Genomic DNA, 15,773 nt, shown 5'->3' with positions numbered 1-15,773 from the left:
CTGTGAATTTAAACTGCTACATTGTTATCTCTCAATGCATCGTTAAGAGATGTTTTTTTGTCTGTAGATTCTTTTCTCTGTCCAATGATCAAAGCACAAGGAACCTGATATTCTCCCGCAGGATATTGTTTTGTATAACTTCCGGGAATTACTACTGAACGTGCAGGAACTCTTCCTTTGATTTCAATAGGTTCCGGACCTGTAACGTCGATGATTTTTGTTGAAGCTGTTAATACAACATTAGCTCCTAAAACGGCTTCTTTTTCTACGTGAACTCCTTCCACTACGATACATCTTGATCCGATGAAACAATCGTCTTCAATAATTACCGGAGCAGCCTGAAGCGGTTCCAGCACACCACCGATACCAACACCACCGCTTAAGTGAACGTTTTTACCAATTTGTGCGCAGCTTCCCACTGTAGCCCAAGTATCAACCATTGTTCCCGAATCTACGTAAGCTCCGATGTTTACGTAGGAAGGCATCATAATAACTCCCGGAGCAATATAAGCTCCTTCTCTTGCAATAGCATGTGGTACAACTCTTACTCCTTTTTCAGCATAGTTTCTTTTCAAAGGCATTTTATCATGAAATTCAAACGGACCTACTTCGATAGTTTCCATTTTCTGGATCGGAAAATACATTACGACAGCTTTTTTCACCCATTCATTCACCTGCCATCCGTTTTCTGTAGGCTCAGCTGTACGAAGTTCTCCTTTATCAACCAAAGAAATAACCTCTCTGATAGCCTTTTGGCTGTCTTCATTCTGCAATAAATCTCTGTTGTCCCAGATGTTTTCAATAGTTTGTTGTAACGACATGTTTCTTGTTTAAAATTATTTCGCCAAAGATACAAAAAAGTTGATCTTATTTTGAACCGTGAAAGTTATAAAAATTTGAATATTCTGTCGTTTCTTACTGTTTTATTAAAAATGTAATTGTCTAAAAAATCAATCTTATAAATGTGAAGTTATAAGACTCTTTGAGCGTGCAGATAAGCCTTATTCCAGTATTTTTCGTTGAGTGAAGAAATAATCACTCCTTTTGAGGTAGAAGCATGAATAAATTTAACTTCACCATCATTTCCGATGTCATGAACGATTCCTACATGGGAAACCCTGCTTCCTCCTGCTGTTGCAAAGAATAAAAGATCCCCCGGTTTTACTTCTGTGATGTCAATCTTTTCTCCGGCTAAAGCCTGATCTGAAGATCTTCTGGGAAGTTTGAAATCGTTTTCTTCAAATACTTTTACGGTAAATCCTGAACAATCGAAACCGGAAGATGTGTTTCCTCCGAACTTATAAGGTGTTCCAATATATTTTTCAGCATCTTTTAAGAGGGAATTGATGGATTTAGATACTTTGCCATCAAATTTTGAATCAAGCCTTCTAAGATTTTCTGTTCTTGTTACAGATTTATTTTTTTCAGCAGCGCTTTTTGAGCTTCCGCAGGAAATGATAATTGAGGACATAATCAGTAAAACAGATAGTTGCTTTATTCTCAGATGATTTGCAAGTAATCCCAATTTCATGCGCTTCCGATTGTTAATGATGTATTGCAAATATATAAATTTAGTGTATTATATCTTATTCGGAAACTGTTAAATTAAACAGTTTGGAAAATAAAAAAAACCGGAAATCATTTTCCGGTTTTTATATATATTCTTAAATTTTAATTTTTATCTTTTTCACCCTGCCATGTTCCTGATCTTCCAGGGGTAGGAACTGAATTTACCCAAGTTCCGCTTCCCTTTTTATCAGTGGTAAGATTGCCTCTGAATTCTCCGTCTGACGGAAGACCTACCACCGCATTTATGTCTCCGGAAGAACTAACATTCCCGGAAATATTGTAATTTTCCTGATTCACATCAGAATGCATTGTTCCGGTAACTTTTCCATCATCTGCAACAACAATATTCCACACCCCTTTATCACTTCCTTCATAGGTTCCATGCCAAGTTCCGATAAAATCATAAATGCTGTCGTCATCCGAGTTACATCCGATAAATAAAAAAGCTGTTAATAAGAGAAAAAAAAGTTTCTTCATAGTATAATAAAAGTTTTATGAAATAAATCTTGTTGAGTTTGAATTTGGCAAATATATAATTTTAATTTAATTTCTTAAGCTTTTTGAAATGTTTATTTTTCAGTAATTAAAGAAAGATTTAATTTCAATTGATATTGTAATCAAATTCATAATAATCAATTTCGTAAAAAACTATTTACAAATTATTTACAATAATGGTTGAAGTTTGTAAATAATTTCTATTTTTGCAATCACAAAACAAATGGGGAATTAGCTCATCTGGCTAGAGCGTTAGACTGGCAGTCTAAAGGTGACGGGTTCGATCCCCGTATTCTCCACTAAAAAAGAGTTACAATTAATCGTAACTCTTTTTTTATGAAATTAATTCTGTGACTATTTGCTTTCTTCATTCTTCAACTGCAAAACCCTCTGTAAAAACGATTGATTCGCAATTTTTTCTTCCGCTTCATTAATTGCTTTGAGTAAATGATTTTCATTATCTGATATTTCGCCCAATACTTTTGAAATGATTTCCCAGACCGGTTTCATTTTCTCTATCAGTTCTATTCCTTTCGGAGCCAATTCTATCAGACGTTTTCGTTCATCGGTTTTATCTTTTTTAGACTGAATTATTTGCTGTTTTTCAAGCTCTTTTAAAAGACTGATGGTAGAAGGATGGGTATACCCTATTTCATTGGCGATCTCTACAACACTTAGTGTCTGTTTATGATGCAGTGTAAAAACAACCGGAAACCATTTGGGCTCAAAATCGATTCCGAATTCTTTATAAACTAAGGCTCCGTCTTTGCGTAACTGCTCACTGAGGCGTTGCAAACGAGTAGATAAAGCAAGGGTTCCGGATTCATTTATAATATTCATAGGTTATGATTTTAGATCAAGAAAACAAAATACATTATCGGCACTCATCAAAGGGAATTTTGCAGGAAGCTCTTCCTTGTTAATTATTTTAAAATGATTCCGTTCGTAAAAACGTAAAGCAGCTTTGAGTATCGATACGGTTCCCAAATATACTTCTTCTATTCCGTTTTCATGACAGTAAGCAATGAGGACTTCTAATAATTGCTGGGCAATATTATGTTCTTTTCCCCTGAATTCTTTTTTTACAAACATCTTTCGGATGGCAGCAGCATTTTTATCAAACTTCACCAAAGCAATGGTTCCTACAAGTTCTCCATCTTTGAAAGCTCCCCAAAAGTTTCCGCCACTGGCGACATAGAATTCTTCGATTTGCATAAGATCGGGCTGATCTTCTATGGTGATCGGAACATTAAATTCTTTTTGTTGGATATTCAAAATTAAATCAATGATTGATTCTGAATAGGTATTGTTTATTGTTTTAATTTCTAACATTGTATTAATTTGTGTACAAAACTACGTAGTTAGCTACATATATGCAAGTGAAAATGTAAAATTATATTTAAGATGTTGATAATAAGTTATTTAATTAATCGTAACAAATAAAGTAAGATTCTTCACTATACTTCGTTTTATTCAGAATGACAGACGATTTGATTTTAGTTCTCATTAATAAAAAAACGTGCATTGAAGTTAATCAATACACGTTTTAATTACTTTAGATATCAGAAATTATTTCCAACCGCCTCCTAGAGCCTGATAAAGCTCTACTCCTGCTTTCATTTTGCTGTATTTTGCATTGGCAATATTCAACTCTGCATTTAATGAATTGACACTTGCATTGAGTACTTCAAGATAATTGGCCATCCCGTAGTTTACTAATTCCTGGGAGTAATCTACAGATTTTTTATAGGAATCCAGTTCTTTTTGTTTTAGCTCTATATAAGAATCCTGAACCGAGAATACACGAATTGCATCAGAAACTTCTTTTCCGGCAGTAAGAACTGTTTTTCTGAAATTCAGATAGGCCGTTTCCTGATTGGCAAGGCTTACTTCATAGTTGGTTTTGATGGTTCTTTTGTTTAAAATAGGTTGTGCTAAACCTGCTACAACACTAGCAAATAAAGAATTGACACTGAAAAGGTGATCAATATCCATGGATTGCAAACCTCCGTTTCCTGTGATTTTTAAAGTCGGATAAAACTGAGCTTTGGCAGAGTTGGTCAGTTCAAAAGCGTTCATTAAGTTGTATTCCGCTCTCATTACGTCCGGTCTGTTTGATAAGAGCTGAGCAGGGTATCCTAATTTTAAATCAATCGGAACATTCTGAGCAGCCAAAGACGATCTTTCAACCGAATGAGAAGGTTCTCCCATTAATAAACTCATTGTATTTTCCAATAATTGAATCTGGGTATCGATGTCAATTAATAAGGATTTTGCATTATACACTAAAGCTTCACTCTGCTGCACAGCGACTTCTGTAACAGTTCCTGAAACTTTTAAAGCTTTGGTGGTTTCTAAATTTTGCTCACGAACTTTAATGGTTTCTGTGATAATTTTTTTCTGTTCATCAAAAGTTAATAACTGATAATAAGCAGAAGCAATAGAAGCAATCAAATCACTTTTTACGGCTTTGTGGGCAGCAACTGTCCCTAAATAATTCGCCAACTGAGCTTTTTCCTGGGCTTTTAATTTTCCCCAAAGATCAGCTTCAAAACCGATACTTGCTGTAAGGTCAAGCTGATTGATATATCTTCTCTGCCCGAATAGCTGTCCGGTCTGCGTATTCAAAGACTGGGTTTGAAAAGTGTAGCCGGGACCAACCGTTACTGTTGGCTCATAAGCAGCTTTACTTTGTTTTAGATAGGCCTCCGCAGAATTGATGCTCTGTAAAGCAATTCTTATATCGAGGTTGTTTTCCAAAGCCTTTGAAATATGTCCCTGAAGAATAGGATCTGTGAAGATCTCTCTCCAGGAAACATTCGAAATGTTTGTACTGTCAGCAGGAAGCATATCTGTACGGTACAGTTTTTCGTCAACAACATTATCGGGTCTGTGGTATTCTTTTCTTGCCATACATGATGATACGGCAGCAAGAATTGCGACTGAAAATGTTATTCCTTTTATGATGTTTAATAAACTCTTCATTCTTTAAAAGTTTAAAGTTTTATGTTTAAGGTTTCGCATTCTGGTCGTTACACTTTGAAAACAAAACCTTAAACGAACTTAATTTTATTCTGCTAAATTGATTTCTTCTTTTTTGATAGGTTTAATTTTCTCCTGCAAATATTCGAAAATCACGTATAATACAGGAATTACGAATAATCCTAAAATAGTTCCTATCAACAATCCTATTGCTGCACCGGTTGCAATGGAACGGTTACCTACCGCACCGATTCCACTTGCCAAAACCAGTGGCAATAAACCGAAGATGAATGCGAATGAGGTCATCAGGATTGGTCTTAACCTCGCTTTTGCAGCATTAATGGCAGACATAACGATGGTTTCACCATGATGTCTTCTCTGGACTGCAAATTCTACAATCAGAATGGCATTTTTAGCCAATAATCCAACCAACATGATCAGGGCAATCTGGAAATAAATGTTGTTTTCCAAGCCCATAATTTTCTGTCCGAAGTAAGCTCCCATTACCCCAAGAGGAAGGGAAATTACCACGATAAGCGGAAGAATATAACTTTCATATTGTGCAGAAAGGATAAAATAAACGAAAATCAAACTTAATCCGAAGATCAATAAGGTCTGAGATCCTGAATTTAATTCTTCTCTCGTTAATCCTGTGAATTCTACAGCGTAATTTTGGTTCAAAGTTTCATCAGCCACCTGCTGAACGGCTGTAATAGCATCCCCGGAACTATATCCTGCAGAATTTGCTCCCGTAATTTTTACTGAAGTAAACAGGTTGTAACGGCTTACAGATTGTGGTCCGTACGCTTTTTTCATCGAAACGAACTGAGAAATCGGTGACATTACTCCTGAGCCTGTTTTTACATACAGTTCATTAAGGTTTTCAATACTTTTTCTGTTATCAGGAAGAGCCTGAACCATTACCCTGAACTGTTTTCCGTATTTGGTAAAGTCAGCAGTATAAATACCTCCGATATAGCCCTGCATAGTAGCCAGGATATCACTTACGGAAACTCCCATCTGTTTAGCCAATGGTACATTTACCTGCATTTCGTACTGAGGATATTTTGTATTGAATGAAGACTGTGCAAATTCGATTTCTGGTCTTTGCATCAGTTTCCCGATGAATTCATTCATTTTATTGTCTAAGTCTGCATATTCTCCCCCTGATTTATCCAATAATACCATCTCAAAACCGGCACTGTTACCGAAACCGGGTACACTTGGTGGCTGGAAGAATACAACTTTTGCATCAGGAACTGCTCCTGAAATTCCGAATAATTTTTTCGTGATATCTTCAGAAGTCTGACCGTCTTTTTTCCGTTCTTCAAACGGCTTCAGTTTGATGAAGGCAAGACCGTTGTTACTACCGTTTCCTGATAAGAAACCTCTACCTGTAGAAATTGTAACGTTTTGTACTCCAGGAACTTTTAAGGCTTTTGCCTGAAGAGTTTTCAATGCGTTGTATGTTCTTTCCATAGAGGCTCCCGGAGGAAGCTGAACATCAGTAAAGATGATCCCTCTGTCTTCTGTAGGTACGAAACCTTTTTTCATGGTAGAACTTGCCCAATATAAGATTCCTGCAGTTACCGCAAAAATGATTAGTGTCACCCATTTATGTCTCAATAAGAATACAAATCCTTTTCCATAACGTTCGGTAGCTGTTTTAAAAGCAATATTAAACTTATAGAAGAATTTTTGAAGGAAATTCATGTTTTTATACTCTGCATGATGTGCATCATGAGGTTTTAAGAATAATGAACATAAAACCGGACTCAAAGTCAAGGCATTAATCGCAGAAATGATAATCGCAATAATAAGTGTGATCCCGAACTGTTGATAGAATACTCCGGTTGGTCCTGTAATAAACGTTACCGGAACAAATACCGCCGCCATTACTAAGGTAATTGAAATAATTGCCCCTGTAATCTCATCCATTGCTTCTACGGTTGCTTTTTTAGCATCGGAAATACCGTGTTCCATCTTGGCGTGAACGGCTTCGACGACGACAATCGCGTCATCCACAACGATACCGATCGCCAATACCAAGGCAAATAACGTTAACAGGTTTAAGGAATATCCAAATAAATTCAGGAAGAAAAATGCTCCCACAATGGAAACCGGAACCGCAATTGCCGGAATCAGCGTAGATCTGAAATCCTGAAGGAAAATAAATACTACAATAAATACTAATATAAATGCTTCGATTAGGGTATGAACCACTTTTTCGATGGATGCATCCAGGAATTCATTCGTATCAAAGTTGAACGTATATTTAATTCCCTGAGGAAAGCTTCCTTCTGCAGATTTTAGATAGGCTTTAATATTTTTAATGATCTCCTGAGCGTTTGAACCCGGTGTCTGGAAGATCCCCATACTGATAGATGGGTTGTTCCCGTTTTCACCGATCCCTGTATAAGACTGACCCGCCAGTTCCACTTTGGCAACATCTTTAAGCATAAGGTTTTGTCCGTCAGGAAGTGCTTTTATGATGATATTATCATATTGTGCCTTATCGTTGAATTTACCAACATATTTAATGATGTATTCGAAAGAGCTTCCACTGTTCTGTCCGATAGAACCTGCAGCCGCTTCTCTACTCTGCTCATTGATTGCATTGGTAACATCGGTTGGAGTTACTCCGTAAGCTGCCATTTTAGCAGGATCCAGCCAAACTCTCATCGAGTAATTTTTACCTCCGAAAACATTGGCGTCACCTACCCCGTTAATTCTTTTTAAGTTTGGAATAATATTAATATTCAGGAAGTTTTGAAGATATACATCATCTAAATCTTTGTTTTCAGAATAGAAAGACATATACATCAAGGCACTTGTCTGTTGCTTTTGGGTTACTACTCCGGAACGTGTAACTTCACTTGGTAATAAAGGAGTTGCTCTGGTTACACGGTTTTGTACGTTTACCGCAGCAATATCCGGGTCGATTCCCTGTTTAAAGAATACCTGAATCTGAGCCGAGCCATCGTTTCCGGCTGAAGAAGTAATGTAATCCATACCTTCCACCCCGTTGATCTGTTCTTCCAATGGTACCACAACACTCTTCATCACAGTTTCCGCATTGGCCCCTGTGTAGTTTGCAGAAACACTTACTGTAGGAGGAGCAATATCAGGATACTGTGTAACCGGCAGCGAGATCAATCCCAAAACCCCGAGAATCACAATCAGGATTGAGATTACCGTGGATAAAACCGGTCTGTTTATAAAATTTTTAATCATTTTAGAATTTCGGTTTTATAGATTGAACAAGACTATCCATTTTTATAGGCTTTTTAATAACTGCTGTTCCTGGTTTCAAACCTCCGATACCTGCAGCAATGATCGTTTCACCTTTGTTGACTCCTGATTTGATCAGGGCTAAATTGTCGATTCTGTCGATCACATTTACCACAACATTCTTAGCAGTATCTTTTTCCACTTTGTAAACGTAAACAATACCTTGTTGTTCGTAGGTAGCACTTTCAGGAACTACTAAAACATTTTCATAGGTTTTTGGAAGTCTGATGGTACCGCTATTACCATTACTCAATAGTTTTTGAGGATTGGAGAACCCGACTCTGAACTGAATGGTACCCGTTGTAGCATCAATCTGTCCTGTCATTGTTTCAATTCTACCCTTTTCTCCATAAATGCTTCCGTTGGCCAATTGTAACTCTACCATAGGCAGATTTTTAATCTTTTCAGCTAAAGAAGCACCGGGAGATTTTTCAAGGAAGTCAAAATACTCCTTTTCATTCATTGAAAAGTAAGCATATAATTGTGAAGTATCTGAAATTGTGGTTAAAGGAGTCTGATCGGTAGGCCCTACTAAACTCCCTACTTTTAAAGGAAGCTTGCCGATAACTCCGGAAATAGGAGCACGGATGATAGAATATTCAATGTTGGCTTCTACTCCTTTATAGTTAGCAACAGCTTGTCTTTTTGCGGCATTAGCCTGCTGTAACTGAGCCTGAGCCTGAGCTAAATTTGCTTGGGCAGTTTGTAGCTGAACATTACTGATGATGTTTTTTTGAACAAGTGGTTTTAGTTTGTTCACCTCCACCTGTGCTGCATTTACAGATGCCTGAGCGGCTGCTATATTAGATTCTGCGGCACCGATTCCTGCTTTAGAAGCGGCTGCATTTTCATTTAATATATTGGTTTCAAGACGGAACAAAGGCTGACCTTTTGTAACGTACTGTCCCTCGTCTACTAAAACCTGTGTAATATACCCCTGTATTTTAGCGCGAACGTCATTATTTATTTTTCCCTGAATGGTAGCGGGAAAAGTCTGATATCCGACTATATTTTTTGCCTCCACATTCACTACAGGATATGGTTTTGCACCATCCTGCTTCGGAGCTTCTTTTTTGCAGGCAGTGAGTGAAAGCGCTGCAATAGAAAGTATAACTAGTTTACTGTTCATTTTATAGTTTATTAAGAGATTCCTGAATATTAAGTATGTTTTTATTTAAGAGTGCTTTGTAAGCCTCTATTTTTTCGTTGTACCCATCGTCATGATTTTTTTTAAATTGATCTAAGTCATCTAGTAGTTTTAATTCGTCTTGCATCTTTTGAACTATTTTTTCAAATCTTATCTTCTTATATTCGTCATTGATGAAAAAATACCGCTTTCGTTCGTCCATTTTATTATGATCTACAATGAGCTGGGCTTTCAGTAGTAAAGAAATACTTGTAGAAACCGAGCTTTTGCTTGCAGAAAGAACTTCCACAAATTCATCAAAAGTAATCCCCACCTTTTCATAATCGAAAAGCAGGTAGGCATAAATTTTTGAAGCTAGTGGAGGTACGTTGAAAATGGTGCCATAGAACTTTACAGCATCCTGAAAAATTTTTTCGTCAATTTCTATACTCTTATGCATGGTATATAATTTGAGCAAATGTAAAAATTAGTTCAGAACTAAACGAACAAACCCAATAGAGTTTCTCAATATTGGGTCTTTTAAAAATTCAATGAAAGTTGATTTAACTTTTTGATCAAATTATAATCTTCTCAAAAGCTTTTCTCATTCCGCCGGCCAAACAAACCTCTCCACAATAAGAATATCCCTTTCCTTCAAGAATTTTCAACATGGCAATATTGTCGAAGTTGGTATCAACTTTAACACTTTGAATACCATTGGATTTAGTGAATTCTTCAATGTGGTCAAACAGCTTTTTCACCATTCCCTGTCCTGCAAACTTTTCATCTACAGCTACCCGATGTACCACAACAAATTCTCCATTGCTCAGCCAGGCTCCTTCTATGGTGCTGTAAGCAGGTTCATCATTAAGGATCAACGCACTGTACACTGCAATTTCACCATCTACGGTCAGTACATATCCGAATCCTTTTGCAATATCGCTTTCTACCGTATCCAGGTTGGGATAACCTTGCTGCCATTGTGTACTTCCGTCTTGTCTTCGTCTTTCAATGGCCTGCTGCAAAATACTCCAGATTATATCTCTGTCTTCAATTTCTGCCTTTCTTAATTTAATTTCTGAATTCATTGCTGTGATAATTTCAATTAAAGATTGATTTTTAATTAAATGAAACTATTGGTTTATTTGTTTGAGATGCTTCGGCAAGCTCAGCATGACAGTGCATAAATGAAAGTTAGTATTAGAGATGTCATGCTGAGCTTGCCGAAGCATCTTTATGTTTTTAATTCATTTCAAAATTTTAAAAATTTGAATTAAAAAACCGAAAACTAATTGAAATTAATTTTCGGTTCGAAGTAGTAAAATTTAAAATTATGAAATTGTTTTTTATTGATTTTCACTTTGTTGAAGATATGCATCGATAATATCAAATGCTTTCTTCTCATCCTGCAAATCTACCATTACTTTTAGCGAAGTTGCCGTAGGCGTTGTCGTAAAAGTCAGATAATTGTTTTCTACCGCATTTGTAATCTGCGCGTCGTCCAATTTAGATTTGATTAACTGAATTTCTGAGGGTTTGTCACTTTCAAAAACTGATACTCTTGTGCTTCTTTCCATATTCTTTTCCGTTTGAGTATCTAAATATATGACAAAATTTTTAAAATCCCAAATCCGGATTTTAAATTTTGTTAATATTATTTTCGATTTTATCTATTGCAAGCTTGATTTCTTCCTTGGTTACATTTAAATGAGGTCTGAATCTAAGTGACTGATCTCCACAGGAAAGAATAATCATTCCGTCATTCCAGAGTTCATCTCTTAATATATTTCTTTGTTCAGAAGTTGGAAGATCAATAGCACACATCAATCCTCTTCCTCTTGCATTTGATAATTTATCAGGATATTTTTCTGCTAATTTTTTTAATTCTTCCAATAAATAATCTCCTACAATTCTTGCGTTTTCTACTAAATTTTCTTTTTCAATCACCTCCATTACCAACTGAAAACGCAGCATATCGATAAAGTTTCCTCCGAAGGTAGAATTGATCCTTGAACTTTCTCTGAAAACGTTATTGGGTATTTCATCAAATTTCTCTTTATTCGCTAAAACCCCGCAAACCTGTGCTTTTTTTCCGAAAGAAATAATGTCCGGTTTGGCTGTGAAGTGCTGGAAAGCCCACATTTTTCCTGTAATTCCGATCCCGGTCTGAACTTCGTCGAAGATCAATAAAATCTCATTATCATCACAGATTTTTCTCAATCCTAATAAGAACTCGTCTCTGAAATGATTATCACCACCTTCTGCCTGAATGGGTTCAATAATGATACAGGCTACTTTATCGGGATTCATCAGAATAGCTTCTTCAATCTGAATTAAAGCCAGTCTTTCATTCTTGGTCGTTTCTTCCAGGTTTTCCTCTGTGATTGGGAAAGTTAATTTAGGATTAAGAATTCTTGGCCAGTCAAACATCGGGAAATATTGATATTTTCTTGGATCTGAAGTATTTGTTAAGCTTAATGTATAACCACTTCTTCCGTGGAATGCCTGTCTGAAATGAATGCAGATTCCGGCTTCCTGGTTGAGACCTTTTTCAAAATTCTTTCTGGTTTTCCAGTCGAAACAAGCTTTCATTGCGTTTTCAACTCCTAAAGTTCCTCCTTCAATAAAAAAAGCGTACTGCAATTCTTCAGGAATTACAACTCTTTCAAAAACTTCTAAAAAATGCGCATATTCTTCGGAATAAACATCTGCCAAAGTTGGTTTATTAACAGCCATTTTTCCTAACCATGCTGATTTCTCAACAATATAAGGATGGTTATAGCCAACGGAAGCCGAGGCAAACATCGAAAACATGTCTAAATATTCTCTGTTGGTAAGCTTATCGTACAGCCAGGATCCGTGAGATTTTTCAATATCCATTACGAAATCAAAACCATCTGCCAAAACATGTCTTCCTACGGTTTCTTTTACTTTATTTGCTTGTATATCAATTGTTGTGTTTTCCATATTGTATGTGATTTAAAGATCTAAAGATTTAAAAATTAAAAAGACTCTGCTATAAATTTTAAAATCTGTAAATAACTTGAATGGTTAAATTAATTTTTTATAAATCAAATTTAATTCCTTGTGCTAAAGGAAGTTGCGTTGTATAATTAATAGTGTTGGTTTGTCTTCTCATATAGTATTTCCAAACGTCTGAACCCGATTCTCTACCGCCTCCTGTTTCTTTTTCACCGCCGAAAGCTCCTCCGATTTCTGCTCCGGATGTTCCGATGTTTACGTTGGCAATTCCACAGTCTGAACCTGCATGAGAAAGGAATAATTCTGCTTCTCTTAAGTTCTGCGTCATGATTGCAGATGACAATCCCTGAGGAACATCATTTTGAATGGCAATCGCCTCTTCCAGTGTTTTATATTTAATTAAATATAAAATCGGTGCGAAAGTCTCGTGCTGAACAATTTCGTAAGAGTTTTTCACTTCAGCGATGCAAGGTTTTACATAGCAACCGGACTCATATCCTTTTCCTTTTAAAACTTCACCTTCAACGATGAATTTTGCGCCTTCTTTTTTACCTTTTTTAATGGCTTCCTGATACATATTTACTGCATCTGTATCGATAAGCGGTCCCACGTGATTGGTTTCATCCAAAGGATTCCCGATCTTTAATTGTTCGTAAGCTTTTACCAGTCTGTTTTTCACTTCATCATAAACACTTTCGTGAATGATCAGTCTTCTCGTGGAAGTACATCTTTGTCCCGCGGTTCCCACTGCTCCGAAAACTGCTCCGATGATCGACATATCAATATCTGCATCTTTAGAGATAATAATCGCGTTGTTTCCTCCCAATTCCAGGATCGATTTTCCGAATCTCTGTGCAACATTGGTAGAAACCATTCTTCCTACTCTTGTAGAACCCGTGAAAGAAATTAAAGATATTCTTTTATCATCAACCAGCTTCTGCCCGATTTCATGATCAGCAACCAATACACTTGAAATTCCTTCCGGAAGGTTGTTTTCTTTTAGAACTTCATTCATTATATTCTGACAGGCAATGGCGCAAAGCGGCGTTTTTTCTGAAGGTTTCCAGATGGTAACATTACCACAAATCCATGCTAAAGCCGTATTCCATGACCAAACTGCTACCGGAAAGTTGAATGCTGTGATAATTCCTACAATTCCAAGCGGATGATATTGTTCGTACATTCTGTGTCCCGGTCTTTCCGAATGCATCGTATAACCGTGAAGCTGTCTGGAAACTCCCACTGCAAAGTCACAGATATCGATCATTTCCTGAACTTCTCCTAAGCCTTCCTGCAGCGATTTACCCATTTCATAAGAAACCAATTTTCCAAGATCGTCTTTATATTGTCTTAGTTTTTGTCCCAGTTGTCTTACAATTTCCCCTCTCTTAGGAGCCGGAATCAACCTGAATTCTTTAAATGCTTTTTCTGCCGTTTCAATTACCTTATCATAATCTGATTCTCCGGAAGTTTTGATTTTGGCAATCAAATTACCATCTACAGGTGAAAAACTTTCTATTGTTTTTCCTGATGCGAAATATTTTCCGCCTACCGAAGTTCCTTTGTTTTCCTCTTTAATTCCTAAGTTTTTCAGTGTTTTTTCGATTCCGAAATCCTTTATTTTTTTAGACATAAAAATTTTACTTTTCGTTTTCTCTAAAGATAAAAATATTATACGAACCTCAAAATTTAATTTTTTTTAACTTATTTTTTATTTGGACTAATTATAAACGTGATTATCTTTGTAAGGTAAATATTTGAGTTTCAGAAATGGAAAATAATAAAGATGTAAAAGAATCTGAAGAAGTAAAGAAAAATTCCAAATGGAAAAGTCTTGTGAAGAAGTTTGGAATCGGAGGTATTATATTCTTTACGGTGAAGGGAATCATTACTTCTACCCTTATTTATTTTCTGGGTAAAAATTTCTGGACAGTAATCAGTAATTATTTTACGACAATTTTTGATTAATTTAATTGATATATGGAATGTAAAAAGCAGAGAATTTTCTCTGCTTTTTCTTTATTAAACATTTTTAATTTCTGCCATTCTGAGTGAAGAATTTTCAAGATTCAATGGATTTCTCCTTCGTCGAAATGTCAGTGTCTAAATAAAATTTATTCTTTTTTCTTTCTTCCGGAGTTGATTAAGTTTTGATGAAGCAAGTACTCAATCTGTCCATTTACACTTCTGAATTCATCATTGGCCCATTTTTCCAGAAGTTTGTAAGTAGACTCATCTATCCTGATCACAAAAGATTTTTTGCTTTTGTTTTCGGAAGAAGCTTGAGTTTTATCTGATTTCATTTTTTTAATTTTCTAATTCTTGGCTTAATGCAGATTTTTGTTGAAACGACAGATCAATTATACAAAGTTCCTGCATTTAAGATAGGTGTAGCCGCTTTCTCACCACATAAAACAACCATTAAATTGCTTACCATGGCAGCTTTTCTTTCGTCATCCAGCTCTACAATATTTTCTTCGGATAGTTTTTTTAAAGCCAAATCTACCATTCCAACTGCTCCTTCCACAATCTTAGTTCTTGCTGCTACAATGGCTGTTGCTTGTTGTCTCTGAAGCATAGCTCCCGCAATTTCTGATGCATAGGCAAGGTGCGAAATTCTGGCTTCCTGAATGACGATTCCTGCTTTTGAAAGTCGGTCTGTAAGTTCCTGCTCCAGGATTGAATTGATCTTATCTCCTCCTTCTCTTAAGGTAATTGGAGCATGATCGTCTTCCAGATTGTCATAAGGAAAGCTCATCGCCAAATGACGTACAGCAGCTTCACTCTGCATTTTTACAAAATCCGAATACCGTTCTACATCAAAAGCAGCTTTGTAAGTATCTCCTACTTTCCACACGATAACAACGGCAATTTCAATCGGGTTTCCCATTTTGTCGTTCACCTTTAAAGTTTGCCCCTGAAGGTTCTCCGAACGTAAGCTGATTCTTTGAGAGGAATATAATGGGTTGATGAAAAATAACCCGTTTTCTTTTACAGTTCCTACATATTTTCCAAAAAAGTTCAATACTCTTGAGTGGTTAGGCTGGATAATCATCAATCCTTTCATGAAGAAACAAAATGCAAGAAAACAAAGGACAGAAAGGACAACGAAAGTAATGTTCCTGTCAACTCCTGTTATGAAAAGATAAATAGCGGCTACGAAAAGTATTAAGCATATTACTAAAGCTAAATAGCCGGACATTGGTTTTAAAACTTTTTCCATGGTGTAAATTTTAATTTGATATTATTTTGATATCATAAAGGTATTATTAATTTTTGAATAATTTTTATATTCCTTGAATTTTTATTTGCATAGCTCACCGGCAAA

Annotated in this window: 16 protein-coding genes and 1 tRNA gene; 2 read left to right on the top strand and 15 right to left on the bottom strand. The window is 36.2% G+C overall.

Annotation, left to right across the window (positions count from 1 at the left end; genetic code table 11):
- Window positions 1-8: 8 nt before the first annotated feature.
- From MKS83_RS02755 to MKS83_RS02745, 3 genes are all read right to left on the bottom strand, one after another.
- Window positions 9-821, bottom strand: coding sequence for a 2,3,4,5-tetrahydropyridine-2,6-dicarboxylate N-succinyltransferase (locus tag MKS83_RS02755; protein WP_100375616.1), 813 nt, complete (start codon window positions 819-821; stop codon window positions 9-11).
- Window positions 822-970: 149 nt separating this feature from the next.
- Window positions 971-1,471, bottom strand: coding sequence for a C40 family peptidase (locus MKS83_RS02750; RefSeq protein ID WP_240581864.1), 501 nt, complete (start codon window positions 1,469-1,471; stop codon window positions 971-973).
- Window positions 1,472-1,671: 200 nt separating this feature from the next.
- On the bottom strand, window positions 1,672-2,046 hold the full coding sequence (locus tag MKS83_RS02745; protein WP_100375614.1) for a hypothetical protein: 375 nt from the start codon (window positions 2,044-2,046) through the stop codon (window positions 1,672-1,674).
- Window positions 2,047-2,289: 243 nt separating this feature from the next.
- Here MKS83_RS02745 and MKS83_RS02740 point away from each other — a divergent pair.
- Window positions 2,290-2,363: transfer RNA gene (locus tag MKS83_RS02740), tRNA-Ala, on the top strand.
- 55 nt (window positions 2,364-2,418) lie between these two features.
- On the opposite strand, the gene MKS83_RS02735 is transcribed toward MKS83_RS02740, so the two are convergent.
- The 10 genes from MKS83_RS02735 to MKS83_RS02690 all read right to left on the bottom strand — a co-directional run bounded on the left by MKS83_RS02735 (window position 2,419) and on the right by MKS83_RS02690 (window position 14,078).
- Window positions 2,419-2,904, bottom strand: a complete 486-nt coding sequence (locus MKS83_RS02735; protein WP_240581863.1) for a MarR family winged helix-turn-helix transcriptional regulator — start codon at window positions 2,902-2,904, stop codon at window positions 2,419-2,421.
- 3 nt (window positions 2,905-2,907) lie between these two features.
- Window positions 2,908-3,396 carry a GNAT family N-acetyltransferase gene (locus MKS83_RS02730; protein ID WP_240581862.1) on the bottom strand — a complete coding sequence of 163 codons (489 nt, stop codon included), beginning with the start codon at window positions 3,394-3,396 and terminating at the stop codon, window positions 2,908-2,910.
- Between the two features lie 237 nt (window positions 3,397-3,633).
- The gene (locus MKS83_RS02725) at window positions 3,634-5,049 is read right to left on the bottom strand and encodes an efflux transporter outer membrane subunit (protein WP_100375611.1); all 1,416 of its coding nucleotides are present in this window, start codon (window positions 5,047-5,049) and stop codon (window positions 3,634-3,636) included.
- 84 nt (window positions 5,050-5,133) lie between these two features.
- Window positions 5,134-8,280, bottom strand: a complete 3,147-nt coding sequence (locus MKS83_RS02720; protein WP_240581861.1) for an efflux RND transporter permease subunit — start codon at window positions 8,278-8,280, stop codon at window positions 5,134-5,136.
- A gap of 1 nt (window position 8,281) precedes the next feature.
- Window positions 8,282-9,466 (bottom strand): efflux RND transporter periplasmic adaptor subunit, encoded by a 1,185-nt coding sequence (locus MKS83_RS02715; RefSeq protein WP_240581860.1) that lies wholly within the window; start codon window positions 9,464-9,466, stop codon window positions 8,282-8,284.
- Between the two features lies 1 nt (window position 9,467).
- The gene (locus MKS83_RS02710; protein WP_240581859.1) at window positions 9,468-9,923 is read right to left on the bottom strand and encodes a transcriptional regulator; all 456 of its coding nucleotides are present in this window, start codon (window positions 9,921-9,923) and stop codon (window positions 9,468-9,470) included.
- 115 nt (window positions 9,924-10,038) lie between these two features.
- Window positions 10,039-10,551 carry a GNAT family N-acetyltransferase gene (locus MKS83_RS02705; RefSeq protein ID WP_240581858.1) on the bottom strand — a complete coding sequence of 171 codons (513 nt, stop codon included), beginning with the start codon at window positions 10,549-10,551 and terminating at the stop codon, window positions 10,039-10,041.
- Between the two features lie 258 nt (window positions 10,552-10,809).
- Window positions 10,810-11,040, bottom strand: a complete 231-nt coding sequence (locus MKS83_RS02700) for a DUF2007 domain-containing protein (RefSeq protein WP_100375606.1) — start codon at window positions 11,038-11,040, stop codon at window positions 10,810-10,812.
- Window positions 11,041-11,101: 61 nt separating this feature from the next.
- Window positions 11,102-12,430 carry an L-lysine 6-transaminase gene (gene lat / locus MKS83_RS02695; RefSeq protein WP_240581857.1) on the bottom strand — a complete coding sequence of 443 codons (1,329 nt, stop codon included), beginning with the start codon at window positions 12,428-12,430 and terminating at the stop codon, window positions 11,102-11,104.
- A 97-nt stretch (window positions 12,431-12,527) separates the two neighbouring features.
- Window positions 12,528-14,078, bottom strand: a complete 1,551-nt coding sequence (locus MKS83_RS02690) for an aldehyde dehydrogenase family protein (RefSeq protein WP_240581856.1) — start codon at window positions 14,076-14,078, stop codon at window positions 12,528-12,530.
- A 137-nt stretch (window positions 14,079-14,215) separates the two neighbouring features.
- On the opposite strand from MKS83_RS02690, the gene MKS83_RS02685 reads away from it, so the two are divergent.
- On the top strand, window positions 14,216-14,413 hold the full coding sequence (locus MKS83_RS02685; protein WP_100375603.1) for a hypothetical protein: 198 nt from the start codon (window positions 14,216-14,218) through the stop codon (window positions 14,411-14,413).
- 146 nt (window positions 14,414-14,559) lie between these two features.
- Here MKS83_RS02685 and MKS83_RS02680 read toward each other — a convergent pair whose 3' ends face one another.
- A complete protein-coding gene (locus tag MKS83_RS02680; RefSeq protein WP_100375602.1) occupies window positions 14,560-14,748 on the bottom strand; it encodes an Arc family DNA binding domain-containing protein in 189 nt (62 codons plus the stop codon).
- Between the two features lie 53 nt (window positions 14,749-14,801).
- On the bottom strand, window positions 14,802-15,668 hold the full coding sequence (locus MKS83_RS02675; protein ID WP_100375601.1) for an SPFH domain-containing protein: 867 nt from the start codon (window positions 15,666-15,668) through the stop codon (window positions 14,802-14,804).
- Window positions 15,669-15,773: the final 105 nt, after the last annotated feature.

This window comes from Chryseobacterium sp. Y16C, assembly GCF_022488405.1.
Classification (GTDB): domain Bacteria; phylum Bacteroidota; class Bacteroidia; order Flavobacteriales; family Weeksellaceae; genus Chryseobacterium; species Chryseobacterium geocarposphaerae.
This window is presented reverse-complemented; position numbering and strand designations above follow the sequence as displayed.

Bases quoted from the DNA above. Each gene is read 5' to 3' on its own strand.
- MKS83_RS02710 (WP_240581859.1), bottom strand. From the start codon at position 9,923: ATGCATAAGAGTATAGAAATTGACGAAAAAATTTTTCAGGATGCTGTA.
- MKS83_RS02700 (WP_100375606.1), bottom strand. From the start codon at position 11,040: ATGGAAAGAAGCACAAGAGTATCAGTTTTTGAAAGTGACAAACCCTCA.
- MKS83_RS02675 (WP_100375601.1), bottom strand. From the start codon at position 15,668: ATGGAAAAAGTTTTAAAACCAATGTCCGGCTATTTAGCTTTAGTAATA.
- MKS83_RS02735 (WP_240581863.1), bottom strand. From the start codon at position 2,904: ATGAATATTATAAATGAATCCGGAACCCTTGCTTTATCTACTCGTTTG.
- MKS83_RS02705 (WP_240581858.1), bottom strand. From the start codon at position 10,551: ATGAATTCAGAAATTAAATTAAGAAAGGCAGAAATTGAAGACAGAGAT.
- MKS83_RS02725 (WP_100375611.1), bottom strand. From the start codon at position 5,049: ATGAAGAGTTTATTAAACATCATAAAAGGAATAACATTTTCAGTCGCA.
- MKS83_RS02715 (WP_240581860.1), bottom strand. From the start codon at position 9,466: ATGAACAGTAAACTAGTTATACTTTCTATTGCAGCGCTTTCACTCACT.
- lat (WP_240581857.1), bottom strand. From the start codon at position 12,430: ATGGAAAACACAACAATTGATATACAAGCAAATAAAGTAAAAGAAACC.
- MKS83_RS02750 (WP_240581864.1), bottom strand. From the start codon at position 1,471: ATGTCCTCAATTATCATTTCCTGCGGAAGCTCAAAAAGCGCTGCTGAA.
- MKS83_RS02720 (WP_240581861.1), bottom strand. From the start codon at position 8,280: ATGATTAAAAATTTTATAAACAGACCGGTTTTATCCACGGTAATCTCA.
- MKS83_RS02730 (WP_240581862.1), bottom strand. From the start codon at position 3,396: ATGTTAGAAATTAAAACAATAAACAATACCTATTCAGAATCAATCATT.
- MKS83_RS02745 (WP_100375614.1), bottom strand. From the start codon at position 2,046: ATGAAGAAACTTTTTTTTCTCTTATTAACAGCTTTTTTATTTATCGGA.
- MKS83_RS02685 (WP_100375603.1), top strand. From the start codon at position 14,216: ATGGAAAATAATAAAGATGTAAAAGAATCTGAAGAAGTAAAGAAAAAT.
- MKS83_RS02680 (WP_100375602.1), bottom strand. From the start codon at position 14,748: ATGAAATCAGATAAAACTCAAGCTTCTTCCGAAAACAAAAGCAAAAAA.
- MKS83_RS02755 (WP_100375616.1), bottom strand. From the start codon at position 821: ATGTCGTTACAACAAACTATTGAAAACATCTGGGACAACAGAGATTTA.
- MKS83_RS02690 (WP_240581856.1), bottom strand. From the start codon at position 14,078: ATGTCTAAAAAAATAAAGGATTTCGGAATCGAAAAAACACTGAAAAAC.